The organism is Pseudomonas cichorii, assembly GCF_015471405.1.
Taxonomy (GTDB): Bacteria; Pseudomonadota; Gammaproteobacteria; order Pseudomonadales; family Pseudomonadaceae; genus Aquipseudomonas; species Aquipseudomonas serbiensis.
The window spans coordinates 26135-43865 of the sequence record NZ_BLVZ01000018.1 but is presented as its reverse complement, the minus strand read 5'-3'; the positions used below and the strand labels follow the sequence as shown (position 1 = coordinate 43865).

The 17731-nt window shown below is 57.2% G+C and carries 25 protein-coding genes and 1 pseudogene; 7 read left to right on the top strand and 19 right to left on the bottom strand.

All coding sequences use genetic code 11. The features are described from left to right. Positions 1–22: 22 nt before the first annotated feature. From JL015_RS27840 to JL015_RS24110, 3 genes are read right to left on the bottom strand one after another with little or no spacing between them, the layout of a single operon-like run. Positions 23–589, bottom strand: a complete 567-nt coding sequence (locus JL015_RS27840; protein WP_236250272.1) for a hypothetical protein — start codon at positions 587–589, stop codon at positions 23–25. Next, positions 586–1143 carry a hypothetical protein gene (locus JL015_RS24115; RefSeq protein WP_201020246.1) on the bottom strand — a complete coding sequence of 186 codons (558 nt, stop codon included), beginning with the start codon at positions 1141–1143 and terminating at the stop codon, positions 586–588. Before JL015_RS24115 ends, JL015_RS27840 begins: the two co-directional genes overlap by 4 nt. Positions 1144–1185: 42 nt before the next feature. After that, the gene (locus JL015_RS24110) at positions 1186–3069 is read right to left on the bottom strand and encodes a DNA cytosine methyltransferase (protein ID WP_201020245.1); all 1884 of its coding nucleotides are present in this window, start codon (positions 3067–3069) and stop codon (positions 1186–1188) included. A gap of 84 nt (positions 3070–3153) precedes the next feature. Here JL015_RS24110 and JL015_RS24105 point away from each other — a divergent pair, with 84 nt between their 5' ends. Continuing rightward, positions 3154–3342 carry a hypothetical protein gene (locus JL015_RS24105; RefSeq protein ID WP_201020244.1) on the top strand — a complete coding sequence of 63 codons (189 nt, stop codon included), beginning with the start codon at positions 3154–3156 and terminating at the stop codon, positions 3340–3342. Here JL015_RS24105 and JL015_RS24100 read toward each other — a convergent pair. Together JL015_RS24100 and JL015_RS24095 are read right to left on the bottom strand one after the other, a co-directional pair. After that, positions 3339–3707, bottom strand: a complete 369-nt coding sequence (locus JL015_RS24100; RefSeq protein ID WP_201020243.1) for a hypothetical protein — start codon at positions 3705–3707, stop codon at positions 3339–3341. The two genes, JL015_RS24105 and JL015_RS24100, sit on opposite strands and share 4 nt — an antisense overlap. A 100-nt stretch (positions 3708–3807) precedes the next feature. Then, positions 3808–4404, bottom strand: coding sequence for a hypothetical protein (locus JL015_RS24095; RefSeq protein ID WP_201020242.1), 597 nt, complete (start codon positions 4402–4404; stop codon positions 3808–3810). A 104-nt stretch (positions 4405–4508) separates the two neighbouring features. Between JL015_RS24095 and JL015_RS24090 the strand changes: the two genes are divergently transcribed. Further along, on the top strand, positions 4509–4802 hold the full coding sequence (locus JL015_RS24090) for a hypothetical protein (RefSeq protein WP_201020241.1): 294 nt from the start codon (positions 4509–4511) through the stop codon (positions 4800–4802). Positions 4803–4805: 3 nt separating this feature from the next. Here JL015_RS24090 and yejK read toward each other — a convergent pair whose 3' ends face one another. The 14 genes and pseudogenes from yejK to JL015_RS24020 form a co-directional block, all read right to left on the bottom strand. After that, positions 4806–5816, bottom strand: coding sequence for a nucleoid-associated protein YejK (yejK, locus tag JL015_RS24085; protein ID WP_201020240.1), 1011 nt, complete (start codon positions 5814–5816; stop codon positions 4806–4808). A gap of 67 nt (positions 5817–5883) precedes the next feature. Next, positions 5884–6636: a GIY-YIG nuclease family protein gene (locus JL015_RS24080; protein WP_201020239.1), complete on the bottom strand. Its 753-nt coding sequence runs from the start codon at positions 6634–6636 to the stop codon at positions 5884–5886. Positions 6637–6703: 67 nt separating this feature from the next. Further along, a pseudogene (locus JL015_RS24075) lies at positions 6704–7852 on the bottom strand (RNA-directed DNA polymerase); the annotation flags it as partial. A gap of 204 nt (positions 7853–8056) precedes the next feature. Next, on the bottom strand, positions 8057–8413 hold the full coding sequence (locus JL015_RS24070) for a four helix bundle protein (protein ID WP_201020238.1): 357 nt from the start codon (positions 8411–8413) through the stop codon (positions 8057–8059). A gap of 51 nt (positions 8414–8464) precedes the next feature. Next, the gene (locus JL015_RS24065) at positions 8465–9079 is read right to left on the bottom strand and encodes a DUF1566 domain-containing protein (RefSeq protein ID WP_201020237.1); all 615 of its coding nucleotides are present in this window, start codon (positions 9077–9079) and stop codon (positions 8465–8467) included. Between the two features lie 66 nt (positions 9080–9145). Further along, positions 9146–9742, bottom strand: a complete 597-nt coding sequence (locus JL015_RS24060) for a DUF1566 domain-containing protein (protein ID WP_201020236.1) — start codon at positions 9740–9742, stop codon at positions 9146–9148. Positions 9743–9814: 72 nt separating this feature from the next. Next, complete coding sequence (locus tag JL015_RS24055) at positions 9815–10165, bottom strand: hypothetical protein (protein ID WP_201020235.1); 351 nt, start codon at positions 10163–10165, stop codon at positions 9815–9817. 72 nt (positions 10166–10237) lie between these two features. Then, entirely contained in the window at positions 10238–10786 is a 549-nt protein-coding gene (locus JL015_RS24050; protein ID WP_236250271.1) for a hypothetical protein, read from the bottom strand. A gap of 5 nt (positions 10787–10791) precedes the next feature. Next, the gene (locus JL015_RS24045) at positions 10792–11139 is read right to left on the bottom strand and encodes a hypothetical protein (RefSeq protein ID WP_201020233.1); all 348 of its coding nucleotides are present in this window, start codon (positions 11137–11139) and stop codon (positions 10792–10794) included. 877 nt (positions 11140–12016) lie between these two features. Further along, entirely contained in the window at positions 12017–12418 is a 402-nt protein-coding gene (locus tag JL015_RS24040; RefSeq protein WP_201020232.1) for a helix-turn-helix domain-containing protein, read from the bottom strand. Positions 12419–12469: 51 nt separating this feature from the next. Continuing rightward, on the bottom strand, positions 12470–12952 hold the full coding sequence (locus JL015_RS24035) for a DUF1566 domain-containing protein (RefSeq protein ID WP_201020231.1): 483 nt from the start codon (positions 12950–12952) through the stop codon (positions 12470–12472). 400 nt (positions 12953–13352) lie between these two features. Then, positions 13353–13604 (bottom strand): DUF1654 domain-containing protein, encoded by a 252-nt coding sequence (locus tag JL015_RS24030; protein WP_201020230.1) that lies wholly within the window; start codon positions 13602–13604, stop codon positions 13353–13355. A 71-nt stretch (positions 13605–13675) separates the two neighbouring features. Further along, a complete protein-coding gene (locus JL015_RS24025) occupies positions 13676–14098 on the bottom strand; it encodes a hypothetical protein (RefSeq protein WP_201020229.1) in 423 nt (140 codons plus the stop codon). A 39-nt stretch (positions 14099–14137) separates the two neighbouring features. Continuing rightward, entirely contained in the window at positions 14138–14803 is a 666-nt protein-coding gene (locus tag JL015_RS24020) for a LexA family protein (RefSeq protein ID WP_201020228.1), read from the bottom strand. Positions 14804–14891: 88 nt separating this feature from the next. On the opposite strand from JL015_RS24020, the gene JL015_RS24015 reads away from it, so the two are divergent. Genes JL015_RS24015 through JL015_RS23995 form a run of 5 tightly spaced genes read left to right on the top strand, consistent with a single transcriptional unit; the run spans position 14892 to position 17731 of the window. Then, positions 14892–15107, top strand: a complete 216-nt coding sequence (locus tag JL015_RS24015; protein WP_201020227.1) for a transcriptional regulator — start codon at positions 14892–14894, stop codon at positions 15105–15107. After that, positions 15104–15982: a phage antirepressor KilAC domain-containing protein gene (locus tag JL015_RS24010; protein ID WP_374063470.1), complete on the top strand. Its 879-nt coding sequence runs from the start codon at positions 15104–15106 to the stop codon at positions 15980–15982. Before JL015_RS24015 ends, JL015_RS24010 begins: the two co-directional genes overlap by 4 nt. Positions 15983–15993: 11 nt before the next feature. Further along, positions 15994–16770, top strand: coding sequence for a helix-turn-helix domain-containing protein (locus JL015_RS24005; RefSeq protein WP_201020316.1), 777 nt, complete (start codon positions 15994–15996; stop codon positions 16768–16770). Continuing rightward, positions 16767–17438: a replication protein P gene (locus tag JL015_RS24000; RefSeq protein ID WP_201020226.1), complete on the top strand. Its 672-nt coding sequence runs from the start codon at positions 16767–16769 to the stop codon at positions 17436–17438. Before JL015_RS24005 ends, JL015_RS24000 begins: the two co-directional genes overlap by 4 nt. Further along, entirely contained in the window at positions 17435–17731 is a 297-nt protein-coding gene (locus JL015_RS23995) for a DUF1364 domain-containing protein (protein ID WP_201020225.1), read from the top strand. The genes JL015_RS24000 and JL015_RS23995 overlap by 4 nt, the downstream gene beginning before the upstream one ends.

Sequence of the window (17731 nt, the reverse complement as noted above, 5' to 3'; positions counted from 1 at the left end):
GCATGTATAGAGGGGAGATGGGTTATTGCGGGGTGTTGAGCCGGGATGTTTCAGCGATGCAATCATTCCAGCCTTGCGAGTAGTGGGTGTTATTGATCACTTCTTGCCGCGTCTTTGGCTCTGGCAGCATCAACGCCCGTACCGGCGCAGCGGCCATGGCCGGCTGCCCATCTGGATTCTCACGAGGATCGAGCTTCGTCCAGAACGCCAACACCAGACGCCCGCTGCCTTTGTACGAGCCGAGCCACTGGCCTTCCATGCGTTCGTAAGACGTAGAGATGTGTCCCTGCCTTACCTTTCCGCCGACGCCGGGCACATCGCTCGGCAATCGATACAGAGCGACCGTTTCCAGATCGGGATCCAGCGTCTGCAACTGACTGATTAGTTGGCGTACGGTTTTAGGGGATCCCCATTCCACAGGCTTTTGTTGCTGATCGGCCTGCATATCGAAGTACGCCTGAACCTTCGTGCGCATGTCCGTGAATGTGGCCGCCGCGCTGTTACCGCGCATTACCGCTATTTCTATGGCGTCAAATTGGTCGCGCAGCCATTGCGGGATGGCGTGGCCCTTATTCGATTTGCCGGTCATGACCTTTCTCCTGTGTATTCACGCCAGGTGACCTTTGCGCCGTTGACCAGAAAGCCCCAGTCGCCTTTCCAGCGGCTGGTGATGAAGAGCGTGTAAACGCCACCGGGCGACACTTCGTCGATGCGGTGGTATTCGCCATGCTTGAGCTGGGCAGTGTCGCCTGGTCGGCGGTCGATATACTCAGTCGCTTGGGCATTGGCTGGGATATTCAGGCCTCGCAGCACCGGGTCTTCATGATCAAGCAGGCGCTGCTCTGTGTAACAGCCTCGCAGGATCACTGTGCGCGCATCCCACGGATGGTCGTGAAGGTCGCGGTCGGCGTCGGGCCGCATGATGTGGTGCACGCGGATCGACCATGGTATCCAGCTGAGTCGGCCAACGTGGGTTTCACGATCGTATGGGTTGAAGAGCCACCATCTGCCCATGTACATGTCATTGCCATCGGCTGACATGATGTGCAGATAAGGGGTGCGCTGGGCGCGGGTGATGAGCCAGGCAGCGATTGCCGGGCGCGCGAGTAGCTTGGCGAGCAGTCGCCAGAATAAATTGATCATGGATATCCCTTGCCGGGGCATGCCCGGCGTTAATGGAGTGGGTTATGCGGCGAGGCGCCGGTAGAGGTCGATCAGGTCAGCAGCGTTAGCTGCCACAAGAGCTTCGGCTTCGTCGGGGCAGACGCTGTTGCCGATCAGTCGCACGCTGTCGGTCTTGCTCACCGGTCGCCATTCTTCGATGCCGGTCTCCGGGTCGACAAACAGGCCGCGGTCAATGATGTAATGCTCATCAAAGCCCTGAGCGCGCTTTAGCTCTGGCGGCTGGAGCATGCGCAGAGTTATGTCGACCAGTGCGTAGCCGTTGACCAGTACGATTTCTGCGGGCTCTTTGAAGTGCTCAGGCAGATGCTCATGCATGAAGGTGGCGCAGCGGCGGGCGCCGGCCATCTGCTCTTGCGTGAGCGTGTCTTGCACCTGGATTGTCTCGACGACCGCGATTCGATCCTTGGTCGGCAGTGTGTGCATTGGCTCAGCCAGCGAGATTCCGTCCCGCACGCTGCCGTAATACTTCACCAGGTATGCGCTGACCAGTCTCTGGTTGGAACCGGATTGGCAGATGGTCGACAGCGGCGCATCAGCTGCGCGACCATCTCCGTCGTAGAAGCCGCCATTCGCCTGCTCGAAGAAAGCAGCCGATATTGCGTGATGCCCGGAGCTTGAGGTCAGCGTGCTCAAGGGCTGGTCGACACTTGCGCCAATCGACCCCTTGCGCAGCGTGACCATGTTGGCTGCCACAAGCCCGTGCCGCGTGGCTCCTGCCATCACGGTTTGCAGTGGATCGCTCAAGCTGCCGCCTATAGCGTTCTGGCCGAACGCCGTCAGGTGCCCAGCCACGAGCGCGAAGTGCCCACCTTTGACCTGAGCGACTTGCGTACGCAACGGCTCCTGCACGCTGAAAATACGCTGGGACGAGGCGTTGGCGCACTCTGTCAGGAATGGCGCGGTTGCTGGCTGCACTAGGGCGTGATGGGTTCCGTTTGCGCTGATCGTCGACACCGGCTCTTCAATGCTGTGCGTGCTTGTGTGTGATGCTGACGTGCCGCGCATCGGTACGATGAAAGGCCTGGCGTTGGTCAGAACATGCCGCCACAGGCCCTTGGCAACACGCCGCAGCGTATTCGTGGCCATCGGCTTGTCACGGAAAATCGTCTTGCCGACGTTGCTCCAGTCGATGCATTCGGCTGCTGTGCGCCAGGGTAGCTGGTTGCCGACAGGGTTCTTATGCCGGGTGGGTGCCGGCCAGACGATGGGCTTTCCGTCGTTACGGGCGATCATATACAGGCGCTTACGAATAGTCGGTGCATTGGCATTGGCCGCGATCCGCTCTTGCCATTCAACGTTGTAGCCAAGCCCGCGAACCAGTGCCGCGACCGGCACGAACTCCCCAATGGAAGCCAGAATTTCTGGCATGTCAGGATGATCTTCGGGCAGGCCGGTACTGAGCGCGGCAACGAAGGCCCTGAACGTTCTGCCTTCTTCAGCCTTGATCGGCTGGCCCGCATCATCAACCGGGCCCCACTTGCAGAACTCTTCGACGTTCTCCAGGAACAGCATTCGGGGCTTGGTCGAGTGCGCCCAGCGCACCACCACCCAGGCCAGCCCGCGAACCTTGCGATCTCGTGGTGCGCCACCTTTGGCTTTGCTGTGATGGCGGCAGTCTGGCGATGCCCACAGTACGCCTACTGGCTGACCCTTCGTAGCCTTGATCGGGTCGACTTCAAACACGTCCGCCACATAGTGCTGGGTGTGCGGGTGGTTGGCGCGGTGCACCGCCAGGGCGATTGGATTGTGGTTCACAGCCACATCAGGTTCACGGTATGCACGAGCGATACCGGTGCTAGCGCCGCCGCCTCCGGCGAAAAGATCGACTACCAGCTCTTGTTCAAAGGGAAGGCCCATAGACGGGGCCGGCTGAAATGCGGACATAGATCATCCTCGCCTGTGGCGTGATTCGTTGAAGTGGGCTATTTCTTGAAGTTCGGCGCTTTGCCGAGCATCGGAGGCTTACTTATGAGCAGCAGACCTACAAATAAGGAGATTGCAGTCGCTGTAGGGATGACTGAAAACGAAGTGGGGACCTATCTTGTTGATTCGGAACTGCTTGCCGACGGAGCTTGGAGGTTTTATTTCGCGGCGGAAACGCCCAAGCACTTGCGCGGAAGGTTGAAAGACTTCTTCATCTTCGACATGCCGAGCTAAAGCGGTTTTTCTCCGGTATCGATGAGCCGAAGCTCTGCCACATCAACTGCGTTCTCGCCGTCAGTGATCTTCCAGCAGCTCAGTTCAAGGTTGCGAAATGTGCCATGGAAGTTCCTGTAAGCCCCGAGAGCAGCCTTGCGGAACGAGTCTGCTGCAACCTGGCCAATACGGATCGGGCTACCCCCCCCCATCAGGCTCAGGTCATAAACGGCAATTGCCTCAATTCGCTTTGCGATTGATCTGATCGTCGAGGGAGCCAGCTTGAAATCTGCTGCTACCTCTTTGACGTGCTTGAACGTGAGGGCTTCCAGAATTTTCTGGTCGCGCTCACCGTTGCGCATTCCCGCATAGATGATCGATTGCATAAGAACTCCAGGCAGCCTTCGGCATTGCCGGGCTGGCGTGATTCAAAAGTGGGGAGGGTGGATCAGAACTCGGCGAAGACCGGCAACCCTTTCTGGCGGCTCAGGTCGTTACTCTCTCGCCAATCACCGTTGTAGTGAAGCTGACGCTGTATTCGAGTTGCAGCCGGAAGCTACCGCCGCAGGTGTCACAGTCCATATTTTTGTCGCCGTAGTCCTCGGTCTCTATATGGATCACGGTCGCGCAGTGCGGACACTTGCACTCGTCCTGACATTCAAAGTCCGATTCGTCGTATTCAGCATCAGCAAACCTGGCCAGGGCTTCGGCTTTGGCTGCCGCATCCTCACGGTCTTGGCAGGGCTTGCAGATGAACCCATCACGCCGCCCCCAAGGGGTATCTGTCAGCGTGGATCTATGAGCGCTGCAACTCACGCAAATGTCGTGTTTGTCGCAGACGATGTAGCTCCAGCCTTCTCCGCTTCCGGTGCATTTTGCGCAGCCGGACACCCAGTACCAGGCCCCATCGATGCGCTCTGCGTATAGCCCCTTCTCAGGTGCGGTGAGCTCTACGTAGGGCAGGCCGTTTTTATGGGGCTTGCCGTGCCAGCCATCATTCCACGTGCACGTATGTCCGCTGCGTGTGCGCTCGGTCCATTCGCCGGGAATCTCCGGGATCAAAATCTTGGTTTCCTTGCTCATGGCTTTCTCCATGCATGCGCCTACCTCCGTATCCGGTGGTGGCAATTTTGTTGGGGTGGGCTATAACTGGTGACCGGCATGGGGCCGGGTCAAGGAGAGAAGGTATGCATGATCAGGCTCGTGATGAATTTGATGAATTTTTAAGCGCGGTAGTCGACGGCGATCACCTTGAGGGGGCAGCGCTTGGTATTTCGAGGTTGGTACTTGATAAAGGGCGAGAGGTGCTGACCCCTGCGCAAGCTCACGTTTTCAATACGCAGGTTTTGGATGAGTTTGCTCAGGAGAGTTGTGAGCGCTGCAGCGCCCCGATACCGTGGTCAGAGAAATATGAGGCCTACCATAACGGCGGCTATTGTGGCTATTGCGCGCACATGCGGGGCCGGATGGAAGCGGAATGATTGTTAGCTGTTTACCGACCGCTTTAGCTGATCAATGAGCGAGGTTGGAAGGTCCCGCAAAGTCAACGTGCCTCCGGCCTTATCGAACTCGATTTTCGATCCGAGCAGATGCTGCTCGAAGCTGATCGACATGCCTTCGGCGCGGCCCGTGAAGCGGCGGAACTGGTTCAGGGTGCGTTTGTCCGCCGGGATTTCCGAAGACAGGCCGTAATCCTTGTTGCGGATGTGATCGTAGAACGCGCGCGGGCGGTCTTCGTCGATCAGCTCGGACAGCTCTTCCAGGCCAATGGGCTCACCCAGTTTGCTCTGGCTGCTGGCGTAATCCACCAGCGTCTTGGTTTTCTCCCGCGCCGACTCTTCGGGCAGGTCTTCGCTTTCCACGAAGTCGCTGAATGCCTTGAGTAGGGTGCGGGTTTCGCCTGGGCCATCCACGCCCTCCTGACAACCGATGAAGTCGCGGAAATAATCGCTGACCTTGCGGCCCTGCTTGCCCTTCAGAAACGAGATGTACTGGCGAGATTTCGGGTTGTTCTTCCATTCGCTGAGGTTGATCCGTGCAGCCAGGCGAATGTGGTCCAGATCCAGGCGCTTGACTGTCATGAGAGCAAGTTCTTCGGTCATGGTCACTGCTTCCGTTTCCTGCACCAAAGCAATGACCAGGTAATCGGTCATGCCTTGCCGGTAGTGGCAGAAGAGGGCGTGCCCGCCGGTTGTCAGGTTCGACTCTTCCATCAGCTTTACCAAGTGCTCTACAGCGGTGGTGCTGAACTCCAGAAAGTCGATTCCGTCACCCAGGTATTTGTCGAGCCATCCGCTCAGTGGATAGGCGCCCGACTCGGGGTGGAATAGCCCCCAGCCTTTGCCGGCGGTGGCGTTGTAGCTTTCGTTGAATTGACACATCAGATCATCCCGCGCCTGGCTCTCAACCTGCTCGGCATTGCCGAGAAACAGAACTGCAGGGCTACCATCTGGCTTCTTGTCGATCTTGTGAATGACGCTGTGAAGTACGGGCATTTTGATTACCTCAGGTGAGCGCCGCCCTCGCCGGAGGGAGCGTTATCGTTGAATTTAGGGGTGGTGTTCAGGTGAGGGGATATGCTGGCTGTGCCGGGTTGGCCGTCGCCACTGGGCGAACCGTGTTGAATCCGGCGTCTACCGCTGAGAGAGCCTCAATCCAGTGTCCTTCGCGCCGGGTGATGTAGGCCGCCCGATCGGTGCAGCCCTCTGGATAATTGATCACTTCAAGAACACCGAAATCCCAGTCAGTTATTTCAGTACTTTTAAGCGCTGCGTGAAATTTGCATCCCGTTGGATTGCTCAAGTGCTGCCACCAACGAAGCGTGAACGGTTGAGTGGTTTGCCCTACATAGACCATGCCGGTCGACTTCTGGCGCACCTGGTAGATCACCGGCGGTGACCGGCCTTCGCTGGCCAGTCGGAATTCGGAAAGGTCACGGTGTTTCGCTGCCGCCAGGCAGGCCTCAGTGCAGTAGTCGTGGCTCTTCGTCTCTGTGTACGGGTCGTTGTACTTGTCGATCAGCTTGAACACCGCGCCGCATTCCTTGCAGGCCTTGTCTTCAAAGCGCGACAACAGGTAGGTATCGGTGTCTTCAAGGGGCTGGATGTGCAACAAGTAGTCGTGTGCGTCGATGTCCTTGAGCTTTACGGCCATCGGAAACTTGCGCTCGTACAGACCTTCGACCGCTGTCCGCGCCGCTTTCCTGTTTTCGGCTTCAACCTGACCGCTGAACACCGGAGGCCAGGCCCATTCTGACGTGCTGTACTCGCTTTTGGCTGGTAGACGCCCTTTTATCTGGTAGTAGAACTTCGCCATGGGTGCCTCCATGCATGCGCGCACATCCGTAACCGGCGGCGGCAAATTGGTGTTGATGAATCAGGTTTTTTGCGTAGGTCTTGGTCAGCGAGCCATTGACAGTATGTCCGCGCCGTAACAGCAGGTTCGCCAGCTTTGCGCGGTCTTTATGGCTGTGGCTCGCTTGCGAGAGCAGCCCGAAGTAACTGTTGGCCGTCTCGCGAAGGTCTTCCGCTGGCGCTGCAGCAACGCGCTTCAGGGCCTGCGCAACTGATCGCTTCCGAGTTGTCCTGCGCCAGGGCTTGATGACGTGCCCGACGAAATCCACACCCCGGTCGATGGGCTGAAGAATCGTCTTCTTCGGATTGAGCCGAGCGCCCAGTGTCGGCAGAAAGGCCTCGATCTGGGCGTGCCACTCATTCAACTGCTGCGGCGACTCATGCAGCAGCACGAAGTCATCGACATACCGAATGTAATGCCGAACTTTCAGCGTGTGCTTGCAGAACTGATCGAGCGCGTCGAGATAGACGTTCGCGAAGAACTGCGAACTCAAGTTGCCGATCGGTAACCCGAGATGCGCAGGCTGTGCCGCAAGCTGCTTGTGCTGCGGCACGCGATTGAACAGGTGCGCAGGGCTGCGCGTAGCGAAGTCTTCACGTGGGTCGTGCCAGAGCACCTGCAACGCGAGCGCCTGCCACCACGGATCAGTGATCCGTTCAGAAAGCTGCTGGGCCAGCACGCGCTTGTCGATTGCGACGAAGAAATTGGCCAAGTCGCATTTCAGGTAGAAGCCTGGACGCGACCAGTTCTGTGTCTGGCTCCTGATTTTCGACTCAAGCCGCTTTGCTGCGTACAGCGTTCCGCGTCCGGTGATGCAGGCGCAGCTGTCCGCAATGAAAGTGCTTTCTATCCTTGGACCGATGCGGTTGTAGAGCAGGTGATGCACGATGCGGTCGCGAAAGTCGGCCGCCCATACCTCTCGGGCTTTCGGTCTTGTGACAACGAAACAAATAGAACGACCAGGCTGGTATCGGCCAGCAATCAGGTCGTTGTGTAGATTGATCAGGTTTCTTTCCAGGCCCACCTCGAAAGTCAGCGCGCTTGCGCTGTTGCGCTTTGAGCGCCGACAGTCGTAATAAGCCTGTACCAGATCGCTGAACGGGTAGGGCGTTGAATCTGCGGACGGGACGCACGAGGAACTCGTTGTTCTTGTCGTTGTTGTTCTGATTGCCATCATCGAAATTCTGATTGAATGCGTTGTTGGCTGAGCGCTGCGACCTGTCGTGCTATCTACGTCACCCCGTCGATTGCTCAGCGGGGAAACTGCGCAGGACCAGCCCGAACCCTTTAGATCGGCGGTACCCTTGACGCGCATGGCGGTGACTCATCGAGTCAGCGGCACGACCAGATTCAAATCGCACAGTCCTGAGAGCCTTGACCCTCAGGAAGCGGGCGCGGATTGGGTGGAGCGTTTCCAGGCGTTGGCCTGTTTGCCGATAGAGGTCGTAACCTCAATGGCGTTTGCGAGTTGCGTGACGCTAATGAAACGACTGTCCTTGAACAGCCGCATCAGCATCTCGATCACTTGAACTCGCTCTACCAAACTGGACAGATGCGGGCGCTTGTCTTGAGCCGAATTCGCTCTGGCCACAAGCATGAGCACATCAATGCACTCATCGATTACGCGGCGACCCAATGACTGCTTGAGGTCGCGCGGAATATTTCTTGTGAGGTTCGTAGCCATCTGCAGCAGCCCGAGAGCCGCTTTGTAGATGGAGAGTTCGGTATGCATTGCCACGGCATGCCCCTCCTTGGGCGACCAGCCGCAAGCGGCTGGTAAATGAATGAATTATTGAATTATTTCGCTGCGGACGGGACGCACGAGGAACTCGAGGTACTTGCCGTAGTAGCTCTGATCGCCATCAGCGAAATTCTGATCGAACGCGGTGTCGGCTGAGCGCTGCGAAGACGACCAGTAGACGCGCTCTTTGAAGGCTTCCGGCCCGCCCTCGCGGAAGGCCTCGTGAGCCGTCTGCGCCGGATCTTCCTCGCTGTAGAGCTTGCCGACCGGCTCGCTGCTGGGGTTGTCACCGCTGCGGCCGTACTGCCAGTTTTCTTCGTTAGTCGGCTTGAAGTGGCGATACTGAAGCTCTTGCGCATCGCGGGCCGGGATAGCCCAGTCAGTGAAGCCGCCGATTTCCAGCGCGAGCACCTTCTGAGCGATCTCGCTGCCCGCGGCGGCAATCGCTTCAGTGTTCGCCCTGCTATCAGTGAAGCTGTCAGCTCCAGCGATCTTCTCGCCGTACTTGCCCCATGCACCGCGCAGCTCATGCTCGGCACCGGCAGTGATGTGCAGGCGGCGGACACCGGTTTCTGTATCACGAGTGATGCCGGTTACGAAGCCGCCGCCGTAGGCCTGGCCGATTGCTGGGATTTGAACTGCAACGCTTTCTGCTGTGCTCATGTGCTGCTCCAGTTTTTCAGGCAACAAAAAAGGCGCTGATGCGCCCATGGATAAATGAATGAAGAATCAAATGAATTTTCTGCGGACGGGACGCACGAGGAACTCGCTGGTCTTGCCGTTGCCGTACTGATAGCCATCACCGAAACCCTGAATGAATGCGTTGTAGGCTGAGCGCTGCGTGCTGCTCCAGTACCACTCTTTTGCGAACAGCTCAGGGCAGTTCACCCATGCCTGATAAAGCTCGGCGGCAGACGGCAGGCAAAAGTCGTTATGACCATCAGCCGTATATTCAGCCGCAGCCTGGGCGGCCGGATGATCGGTTTCAGACTCGATCAGGGCGCAGGTGTTGGCTTTGCCATCAGTCTTGCTGAGAGCTTTCGACTCGACTCCGTAGCCACCCCATGCGCGCTTGCCGACATCCTCGGCAGCGATGATCAGGTAGTGGGCTGGAACGTCACAGCGAGCCGGTACGTAGCCGCCGTTTTTGCCACCTTCACCCGGCCAGTATTCGCCGTGCGCCGGTACGCCTGTCAGCTCGACTGGCTCTGGAGCTGGCGTAGCAGTCGCAGCAGCAAGGGCTGCGCCGAGCGCAACTAAGGCCGGGGCGCGCTGGTAAGTGTGGATGTTCAGTGTCACGTTCTCGATGTTGAAAACAGGCTTCATGTGCTTTCCTCAAGTTGTGTGGCAGCCGCCAGCTGTTTTTTGCCGGTGGCAGTTTTGATTGGAAGGGGGGGGTTACGAATTGCTGGCGGGCGCTACTATCTCGTCACCAGGGTCGTGCCGAATCTCTTTCAAGCTTTCTTCGTGGAACTGATGCGCCAGTTTTTCGGATACAACAAAACCTGACGTGTCAGGCTTGAGCATCTTGTCTTGCTGCTTGGGAGTGGCACGCATGAAGTGCAAACCAAGGTTCTGCCATGCTTCCTGCGCATTTTTGATGCCGTTGCGCTTCATTGCTTCGGCCATGCCGCTCCTTACGCCGGTAGCGACATTAAGTGTCACTCGCTCGATGCCCAAGGCTTCGTTCTTCTTGGCTTGGCGTTTTCGGTAGTCGCTCGAATGCTTTGCTGCTTGGCTCTTCTCCATGACTGGTTCCATGAGGTGGTATTTTGAGTTGAAGAGGGCGGCGGCGCTGATTGGCTCTTGAGAGTATTCGTCTCATCGAGATGTGCGCTGCAACGGGTAATCTATTGAGAACTCGCTGATCAGTCGCTTCATGAGCGTATTGCTGATCGACAGCTCTTTGATCGCAGCTTTCTGCGAAAGGCCTCTGTCTCGCGCGGCTTTAATACGCACGACGTTGAGAGCATCGGCTACCGGATCTGTGCTGCTCGGAACCAGGTTCTGACTCGGGTCCCATTCTTGAAATGCGAACTCGCATTCGAGTGCGATGCGTTTCAAGACATAAGAGCTCAGGTTTGTTTCTTTTCGTGCCTGGGCAAGCGTCATCGTTTCAGCGAGCTTCTTCACGAGATCCTTCACCGAATCACTGACTCGCACTCCTTTTTGCTGACCCTTGCTTACTCGCTCGACTTTCGCAGAGCTGGAAATCGACATGCTCCGGCCATAAGCCTTGGCCGGCTGTCGCGGCCTATGCACAAAGCCCTCAAGATTCGAGACTGTGCCGCCCTGGGCGAGAAACGCCGCCATTGCCGCAGACAGCTCTGCGGACTTCGCTGTGTTGTGCTGAACACTGCTCAGCTCCATGCTGATCACGGGTGAGAGCCGTAGAAGGCGAACAGGGCGATGATCACGCAGAGGATTGCAGTCCAGCGCAACATCAAGACAGCGAAGCTTGCTTTCGGCTTTTGTGCCGGTACTTGCTCAAGGTGCTGAGCGGTTTTGCATGCAGCGTTGTGTCCCGTGCAGACTTCTTTCACGACACCCGTCGAGCGCTCGACAATGCCGAACTGGTTGCCGCCAGCTGGAACGACGTTGAAGCGTGGCAGCGTTGCCGGGTTGAAGCGCCCGGTCTTGTCGTAAAACTCGGCAGTTGAGAGCGTGCAGCGCTGGCGAAGGCCTTCAAGAATTGCACGGCGCTGACTGATCGTCTGATGCATGTGAGGCTCCTTGACCGCATTGGCAGATGCCAGGCACGGGTGACCAAACCCAGCCGTGAGACTGGCCTGGCACCTGCCGATGCGGTCGAACTGAAAGGGAGGGGGGTGCAGGCGCTGGGAGCTACCCCAGTTGCATCTGGACTGGCCCGCTCGGGGCCCCGGATTCGCCTGCGGTGCCGGTTACGTCTCCGGCGTCAATGCCAATGACCGACCGTAGGGTCGATTCCCGCTAACGGGGCTGGCGGCACACCAGCGCACTCCGTGACCGATATTCTGTCGTCGGTCAAAGCGCCCAGCGCTGTAGCGGCTGGTCATGCTGTCGCTCGGCGACGGTCGGCTACTTCTGCATGGCTGCATCCTCCATTGCTCGCTCACTGGGAAGGCAGTGGCCACCGTTGAAGCTGTATTGGAATGTCGGTCCTGGCCAAGATGCCTAACTACGTCCACCCGTTCGCATGCAAACAGTTGGCCTGGATCAGCTTTTTTCATGGGGCGCCGACATTCCGATACAGCCTCTTTCGAGGTGATCGGTCCGGTTGCACTTTCTCTCCGGCGTCGGCGCTCGCGGCGAACTGGTCGCCATGCGAACCGACTGCTCACGCTCAAATGGCGCTAGTCTTGTTGATGCAGGGGGCCGATTTAACGGTTTGGGGTCATCCACATCGGAGATTGATCGAAACACCCTGGCGCTACCCAGACTTGCTTCCCGCCGCGTTTTTGGTGTTGGCCGTCTCGCTCATACCGGCTCAGGAGATTCCCGGGGCTTTGCGATCCTAGCGCTGCAGCTCGCTTGAGCGCGTTCCGATCAATCTCCGATGCGGCCTGCCGGGGCAGGGCGTCGAGCAGTTTTCGTCAGGCTGACGTTGGCGCTGGTTGTTCAGCAGATCGCAGATGCGGGCCGAATCTTCTCGGCACCCTTGCGACTGATCTTCAGTTCGTAACCGCCCCGGCGTGACTCGGGAATTTTTCTGTCTCGCCTCATTGCGTCGTCATCGAGGACTGAATGCAGAGCTATCAACGACGCAAACATGAAACAAAGCGGGGAAATGATCTGCCTGCGCATGGCCTCGGCGATCATAGCGGTTTGGCGATTCACGCCGAGCTTGAACATTGCGACTGACAGCCGCTTTACCACGGTGCCCGGTGCGATGCCGAACGTCCGTGCGATTTCTTTGGCCGTGCAGCCCTGGGCGACCGACAACAAAAACTGCAACTCTCGCGGCGCAAGTCCACGGCCGAGATGACCCTTCCAAGCGCCGCTTACGATTGTTGATTCCATTCTTTCTGCTCGACCGATCCCTCCTTGAACAAAGGAGAGTGATTTAATGAATTACTGAAGGAATCTGCGGACGGGACGCACCACGCGCTCGAGGCCCTTGCCGTAGCTGGTGAGCCAGCCATGCTCAAAGTCCATGCCGTCGGCGTAGCGGGCTGAGTACTGCGTGCTCGACCAGTAGTACTGGTCAGTGGCGAATGACTCCGGCAAGTACTGCCATGCGTGGTGCAGCTCACCGACGGCAGGCAGATAGAAGTCCTTGTGGTCGTCTGCCGTGTAGCTTGAGGCCGCAATGGCGGCGTGATGCACACCCTCATTCGCGATCAATGTCTTGGTGTTCGCGAGCCCGTCCGCGCGGCTTTCCGCTTCCACATTCTCGCCGTAGCCGCCGTATTCGTGGCGACCTGGAACATCTTCGACTGCGTAAATGATGTGGCACATGCCTTCCGGATACAGGCGAAGGCCGCCGTAGATGCCGCCTTGCCCTGGCCACACCTGGCCGATTGCTGGAGGCGTCAGTTTCTGTTCTGCGTTCATGTGTTGATCCTTGTCGGGTTGGTTGTCATCCCAAAGCACCCGGCAAGCCAGGTGCTTCAGTGATTTATCCATCCTGTTGCCGCTGTTACACGCCACCTGCGGACTGGGCGATTGTTTTCTCGGGAGCCCTTAGGGCTCAACAGTTGGCCACGCTTGGCTGCCAACGCTCTGTTTCGATGCTTTACGCTGCACACCTTGGGAGAGGCTACCCATCTCAAATAATCCGCTTGAAGGTCATGGCTATTTGATCGCTGCCATGGCCGGGCATATGCCTGCGGTCTGTCGAGGCGTTGTGGCGTCTCGATGGGTTAAATATAAGCTTGCTTATCAGTGGTAGTCAATAAGCATGCTTATAAATTTTCCTTGGGCCGAAAAAAAGCCCGCTATTAGCGGGCTCCTCTCAGGCTTCGCTGTATTCCTTCCAGGCAATCCTTACTACGCCATCCCCCATATCATCAAGGCGAATGCCATCCACCTCGCCAATCTCTGTCATTAGGTTTCTCCAATCGGAACAGGACTCATCAGGCAGTCGTGCGACCGTTACGCTCTGGGTTTTTTGCAGCTTTGGATCAGTCAGGATTCGCTGGATTCGACGACGGATGTGCTCATAGGTGCGAGGTTTGGTAGTTGTAAATGCGGGGCGAGACAGCATAAGAATTCTCCTTTCTATATCTGTATATATATACAGTATTTGCTTCGTGGGAGAATCGCAACAGGCTGTATTCAATGCTGAGGGATGGACACAAAAAAGCCCGCGATTAGCGGGCCGCTGTATTGAGTCTTTACGGTCTTCATTCCAGATGCGCTCGCCAGTGCTTCAAGCTCTGATCTCTCGGTCGAGGAAAAACCGGTAAACAGTATTTGATTGGTAGCGCCAGGTGAGATGTTTTTTTCTCCACGAGTAGCAGCTGCTGCCGCGGCGGCGTAATTTAATGCGCTTGGTTTTGGTGCTGGAGGTGCTGATTCGCCGAGGAGCAAATCAGCGCCAGATATGAAGCCTAATATCCGGTCTTTTCGGTAGCTTTTTGGAAAAGTGTCGCCTGTGCGGCGACCTTGGATATAGCTGGAGTTCTCTGACCACTGGATCAGCTCTCGCTCACTTACTTGCCCTTTGGCATCCTTGTAGCTGAATTTCACAACGCTCACAGGTGGCACTCCTTGCTTTGAAAAATCCTTTGGCTCCTTCTAAAGCTTGCCCATCACCCTTACCGCCACGCCGATGATCCGGCAGTCTTGACCGCACTCAATCATCTTGTAGGCAGGATTGAGGGGCTTCAAATACCGAACACCGCCATCCTCTACCAACTTCTTGAAAGTTGCCTCGTTACTGGCGGGAAGCTTAGCGATTACAAGTTTCCCAGGTATAGCGTCAGCCTCGGTGTCAACTAATATCATCATCCCCTCAGGTATGCTGGTTCCTGCTGGGGCAGTCATAGAGTCCCCACGCACCTTCAGCCAGAAAGCCTGACCTTTCGAGTTGTAGTCTGAAAGCTCGTAGGCGTCGCCAAACCCGGGAGGAAATGGCTCAACCGCTTCGGCCCAATCGCCAGCCTCAACCCAACTTATAACTGGGTATCTGAACACCATATTGGGCCGCTCGACCAATGAAACATTGGCTTGGTGGTCAGCTCCTGGGCGGCCTTCAACCATCTCTCCGATCTCATCGGAAAGCCAGATAGCGCTGATCCCGCACACATGCGCAATTTTTGGAAGGTGAGCACTTTGCAGGTTCTTTCCGGTTTCCAGCTGGGAAATAACAGGCTGCTCGACACCAACCTTTGAGGCCAGTGCTTTCTGGGTGAGGCTCGCATGCTGGCGAGCGATTTTAATGCGTTCGGCAAGAGTCTTCATGCTCACGAATTTATAAGTTCCCTTATGCGCTTGCAAATAAGCCTTCTTCTAAATACGATATAAGCAGGCTTATCAGGAGGGCTCTCAGATGACCCCCATTCAGAGGCTCGTTGACTTTTTCGGCGGGCAGACCAAGACGGCTGCGGCTCTGGGCGTTTCTCAGGCAGCGGTTTCGTATTGGGTATCCGGAATTCACAGCATGGGCGCGGACAAGGCTTTTAAGGCTGAAGAGCTAACCAAGGGGCTCGTAACCGCGCGAGAACTGTGCGCTCCAACCACCCGTGCTCACGTATCGGTGGCTTGACGCTGATTATCCCCTCAAGCAGGAAGGGCAGTAAGTACAGCGGATTAGCTGTTGATTCATCCAGTACCAAATTCCGGGCAAAAAAAAGCCGGTGGCTAGACCGGCTTCTTCACAACAATGCGGGGCAGATTATGCACACCTTGAACGAGGCGATCAATAGTGGAGCTGATACGTCAGTTTTGCACGCATCGCCAAAACTGATGCGACAGGTCATGTCGTCGCGCGATATCGCCGCATTGACCGGCAAGCGCCATCCCGACGTGAAGCGCGACATTCAAGTCATGCTGCGCGACCTGAAAGAAGATGTGAGCGGTTTTGCTCATATCTATCTGGACGGTATGAATCGCAGTCAGACCGAATACTTGCTCGACCGAGAGCACACCGACTGCTTATTGACTGGTTACAGCGCGCCAATGCGTATGGCTGTTGTACGTCGCTGGCGCGAACTGGAAGAGCAGGCCGCACCGCGCATTCCTGAAAACTACGCCGAGGCCCTTCAGCTTGCCGCCGATCAGGCGCGAGAAAACAGTCGTTTGATCGGCGTGATTGAACTGCAAGCACCCAAGGTTGCAGCGATCAGGCGTCTGGCTGCCGCCGAGGGCGCTATCTGCATCACTGATGCCGCAAAACAGCTTGGCATCCCACCATCAAAGCTTTTCGATTGGATGCATGCAAACCGGTGGATCTATCGCCGAGGTGGCTCGACGCGCTGGATAGCAATGGAGCCTCGCATAAAGGCTGGCTACTTAAAGCACAAGGTCACAGCGCTAAAGCCAGATACCGAAACCGGGGTCGAGCGTGCGGCATTTCAGCCTCTTGTAACCCCGAAAGGCCTGGCCCTTCTGGCCGAGAAAAATATTGGAGTTGTACCGTGAGCGTTCAAGCAATGTCGTGGGCTCTACAGATCCCACGTGAAACCCTTTCTGATTCCAGCGCCCGGCACGTGCTTCTCTGCCTGGCCAACTACGCCGGTACGGATGGTCGCGGGGCGTTCCCCTCAGCCACAACCTTGAGCGAAGACACCGGTCTTTCTGAGCGTACCGTGCGAGCCAAATTGGAAGTCTTGCGGTCGTCTGGAATTATCGTTCCAGGCAATCAGGCTCTGGCCGCCGTATACATTGAGCGTCATGACCGGCGACCAGTTGTATATGACCTCCCTATCAAGCGGGGTGCAAATACTGCACCCCGCACAGAACGGGGTGCAGATGACGGCACGGGGTGCAATTTACAGCAGGACGGGGTGCAGATTTCGACCGAACGGGGTGCGAAATCTGCACCCAATCCGTCACTTAACCATCAATTAACCGAAGAGCAGCAGCTGCGCGAGATTTCAGAGATCGTCGAGGAGCAGGACAAGCAAGCCCTTGAGGTCGCCGATGATCGCCAGCGATTTGCCATGTTTGCCGACTGGGCACCGGATAGCCGTTATCTGATCGCCCAAGCTCAGATTGCTGGTGTGAAACCGACCGATATCCCCGATACGGTGATCAAAGGTTTCATGGGGTGGTTCGTAGCCAAACCCGGCACAGTGGACACGGCGGCAGGCTGGTGCCATCGCCTTGTGGTCTGGTTCGTGAAGGAGCGAGCCAGCGGCGCGTTGCCTGTCGTCGATGAGGAGCCAACAGCACCAGGCGGCTGGGCATCTAAGGGGGTGATTCTGTGAGCGGTCCTGTTCGAGCCGGTTACCTTGCCCATCACCGGAAAACTGATCCAGCCTACAGCCCGGCACCTGCCGTTGCCGTCGAGATTGACCCGGCCACTGAGCAGGTGATCGATGAGCTTTTTCTCAGGCTGCAAGGGGCTTGTGGTGCGTGGCGGCAGTCATGGCCCAATCAGAAAATCATGGATGCCTCAAAGCTTGAGTGGCTGGCCGAGTTCATGCGCTCGGGGATCACGTCCATGGATCAGTTGCGTCACGGTATGCGTGTAGTCAGTGCCAGTAAGTCGGCGTTCGTGCCTGCACCGGGCGTCTTCGTAAGCTGGTGTTTTGCTCCAGAAGGTCTTGGGTTGCCCGGTGTCGAGGTTGCTTACTCACAGGCTCTGCGCAACTCACACCCGGGCATGGAAGGGCGCGGCAAGTGGTTCCATCCGGCGATCTACCACGCTACTGCCGCCGCCGGGTTTCTCAGCTTGCAAACCCTTCCTCGTGACTTGGGTATGGCTCGGTTTGAGCAAAAGTACCTGGATCAGTGTCGCAAGATCTGGCGCGGCGAAGAGTTGCCACCTGTACCGGTTGCGCAGCTTGCGGCTCCAGGCAAATCAATCACTCCTGATGTGGGCAACAAGGCATTGGCCGCACTGCGCGCTAAGCGCAACGGAGACGCGCAATGAGCAAGCTTACCCGTGCGGCGCGTGACCGTGACTGCCAGATCCGTTATCCAGGCTGCTCAAGCGAGTCATCCACGACCGTGCTGGCTCACTACCGGCTGGCTGGTACGTGCGGCATGGGCATCAAGCCGAACGATTTTCAAGCTGCTTGGGCCTGTGCCTACTGCCGCGACATTGCGGACGGTCGCCTGCGCGCTCCGGCCGTGCTTAGTCGGCAAGAGGTCCGTCTGTTCCACGCCGAGGGCGTCATGCGTACGCAGGACATTCTGATTCGCGAAGGAAGTGTGAAGCCATGA

What these genes read in the sequence shown, in the direction of transcription:
- JL015_RS24040 (WP_201020232.1), bottom strand. Translation starts at nt 12,418, where the DNA reads ATGGAATCAACAATCGTAAGCGGCGCTTGGAAGGGTCATCTCGGCCGT.
- JL015_RS24005 (WP_201020316.1), top strand. Translation starts at nt 15,994, where the DNA reads ATGTCGTGGGCTCTACAGATCCCACGTGAAACCCTTTCTGATTCCAGC.
- JL015_RS24100 (WP_201020243.1), bottom strand. Translation starts at nt 3,707, where the DNA reads ATGCAATCGATCATCTATGCGGGAATGCGCAACGGTGAGCGCGACCAG.
- JL015_RS24110 (WP_201020245.1), bottom strand. Translation starts at nt 3,069, where the DNA reads ATGTCCGCATTTCAGCCGGCCCCGTCTATGGGCCTTCCCTTTGAACAA.
- JL015_RS24090 (WP_201020241.1), top strand. Translation starts at nt 4,509, where the DNA reads ATGCATGATCAGGCTCGTGATGAATTTGATGAATTTTTAAGCGCGGTA.
- JL015_RS24115 (WP_201020246.1), bottom strand. Translation starts at nt 1,143, where the DNA reads ATGATCAATTTATTCTGGCGACTGCTCGCCAAGCTACTCGCGCGCCCG.
- JL015_RS24035 (WP_201020231.1), bottom strand. Translation starts at nt 12,952, where the DNA reads ATGAACGCAGAACAGAAACTGACGCCTCCAGCAATCGGCCAGGTGTGG.
- JL015_RS27840 (WP_236250272.1), bottom strand. Translation starts at nt 589, where the DNA reads ATGACCGGCAAATCGAATAAGGGCCACGCCATCCCGCAATGGCTGCGC.
- JL015_RS24055 (WP_201020235.1), bottom strand. Translation starts at nt 10,165, where the DNA reads ATGGAGAAGAGCCAAGCAGCAAAGCATTCGAGCGACTACCGAAAACGC.
- yejK (WP_201020240.1), bottom strand. Translation starts at nt 5,816, where the DNA reads ATGCCCGTACTTCACAGCGTCATTCACAAGATCGACAAGAAGCCAGAT.
- JL015_RS24045 (WP_201020233.1), bottom strand. Translation starts at nt 11,139, where the DNA reads ATGCATCAGACGATCAGTCAGCGCCGTGCAATTCTTGAAGGCCTTCGC.
- JL015_RS24065 (WP_201020237.1), bottom strand. Translation starts at nt 9,079, where the DNA reads ATGAGCACAGCAGAAAGCGTTGCAGTTCAAATCCCAGCAATCGGCCAG.
- JL015_RS24015 (WP_201020227.1), top strand. Translation starts at nt 14,892, where the DNA reads ATGACCCCCATTCAGAGGCTCGTTGACTTTTTCGGCGGGCAGACCAAG.
- JL015_RS24095 (WP_201020242.1), bottom strand. Translation starts at nt 4,404, where the DNA reads ATGAGCAAGGAAACCAAGATTTTGATCCCGGAGATTCCCGGCGAATGG.
- JL015_RS23995 (WP_201020225.1), top strand. Translation starts at nt 17,435, where the DNA reads ATGAGCAAGCTTACCCGTGCGGCGCGTGACCGTGACTGCCAGATCCGT.
- JL015_RS24050 (WP_236250271.1), bottom strand. Translation starts at nt 10,786, where the DNA reads ATGGAGCTGAGCAGTGTTCAGCACAACACAGCGAAGTCCGCAGAGCTG.
- JL015_RS24060 (WP_201020236.1), bottom strand. Translation starts at nt 9,742, where the DNA reads ATGAAGCCTGTTTTCAACATCGAGAACGTGACACTGAACATCCACACT.
- JL015_RS24105 (WP_201020244.1), top strand. Translation starts at nt 3,154, where the DNA reads ATGAGCAGCAGACCTACAAATAAGGAGATTGCAGTCGCTGTAGGGATG.
- JL015_RS24030 (WP_201020230.1), bottom strand. Translation starts at nt 13,604, where the DNA reads ATGCTGTCTCGCCCCGCATTTACAACTACCAAACCTCGCACCTATGAG.
- JL015_RS24020 (WP_201020228.1), bottom strand. Translation starts at nt 14,803, where the DNA reads ATGAAGACTCTTGCCGAACGCATTAAAATCGCTCGCCAGCATGCGAGC.
- JL015_RS24080 (WP_201020239.1), bottom strand. Translation starts at nt 6,636, where the DNA reads ATGGCGAAGTTCTACTACCAGATAAAAGGGCGTCTACCAGCCAAAAGC.